Raw genomic sequence first — 1,449 nt, 5'->3', positions numbered from 1 at the left:
CAATACTCCGGACAGTTTTTAAGCAGCCAGAGTACCATAAGACAAGACTGAAGGAAGGTTAGGGTGATTTAAAATCAAATCCGGGTCTAAATCTAACTTATCAATAAAGGTAGAAAGTAGATGCTTATTGAATTCCAGACGTTTATAAGAGGCCAGAGAAAACACAAAGGATTTGGCCGATGAATGACAACTAGAGAGTTCATGTTTAGCTAAGTTTAAGGCAATTAGACTGGCATTAAAATGAAAATCAAGCCGTGGTAAATGACGAGCTTGACAATCTGACAATCCCGTAAATTGCTTGGCATCACGAAAGATAAATTCAATCTGGAAACGAGCCTGATAATATTCAAGAATTTGCTCAGGTGGTAGGTGAATATCAGTGCTAAACAATAAAGCATTTTTGATTTTGCCGTTGGCTTGAACCTCAGAGATACAAACCAAACAAATTGGGCAATTTAAACAACAACTCCACACAATCAATGTATATAATGAAACTCCGGGTTTTAGGTCTTTAACAAAATTAAGACGACTCAAATCATGGCAGTCAACCTTACCATCATATTTACGTGGAGCTCCCAGCTTCTTTTGTTCACCTGTATAGAGATAGCGTAGGTTAGCATCACTTCTTAACTTGCCAATAAAGTCTAAATTTAAGTCCCGCACAGCATCCCAGAATTTAGAGCGATAGTAATAGCCATCAGCCACCAAATAACGTACAGAAGTGGGGAAAAAATAACGAGTATTCTTCAAATGTTGTGCATAGTCATCAACTCTTGTGATGTCAGGCTTTGAGCTTTGAGAGTCCGGGTTTTTGCGAGATTTTTTTGAGCTGTTATTCTTCGGGTTTTTGGGCATTTTTTTCACGGGCTTTATTTGAGGGCGTGATGGAGTTTGTTGTACGCTTAAGCTATAAGATAAACGACTCTCAATTTCGACAATAGAAATTACAGAAATTTCCAACCCCTGTGACGATTTCCCCGCTACACCATTATAAAAATAAGCCTTGCCGTCAGTTTTTTTGCCACTTTTTATTAAAAAAGAACAATCGATAACGGCAATGACTGTGTGTTCAGGATTTAAGGCAGATTCGAGGAAATATTGATTAAATTGTGGAAAATTAAAGCTTTTGAGAAAGTGACGACGGTAGGTTTTTTCACTCAAACAGCTATAACGACTGAGATTCGTGAAGTTGACCTTGCCATAGGCCAGCAAAATAGTTGAAAATAAAGTGATTAAAAACTTCTTTTGAGGTTGACTAATCCCCGGCATTTGTTGTAAAATGGATTCAATAATCTTCATAAGGCAATCTGTTGAGCTTGTGTGTTTTTATAGCTTAACCTAAAAGAGTGCCTTTTTTTCTGTTTATTTTGGGTTGAGATTGCACTCACTTTTTTCACTTCTCTATTTTATTGCGATCGCATTCCTCTTTAAAAACTGTCCGGAGTATTG

1 protein-coding gene is annotated in these 1,449 nt (G+C 37.3%); it reads right to left on the bottom strand.

What is annotated here, in order from left to right:
• Window positions 1–18: 18 nt before the first annotated feature.
• Entirely contained in the window at window positions 19–1,299 is a 1,281-nt protein-coding gene (locus QUA07_RS29875) for a transposase (RefSeq protein ID WP_333332865.1), read from the bottom strand.
• Between the last annotated feature and the right edge of the window lie 150 nt (window positions 1,300–1,449).

This window comes from Microcoleus sp. T3_A4 (assembly GCF_036700465.1).
Taxonomy (GTDB): Bacteria; Cyanobacteriota; Cyanobacteriia; order Cyanobacteriales; family Microcoleaceae; genus Microcoleus.
The sequence above is the reverse complement of the archived record's forward strand: the minus strand, read 5'-3'. Positions and strand labels throughout refer to the sequence as shown.

Coding starts and splice junctions, on each gene's coding strand:
- QUA07_RS29875 (WP_333332865.1), bottom strand. CDS start 1,299: ATGAAGATTATTGAATCCATTTTACAACAAATGCCGGGGATTAGTCAA.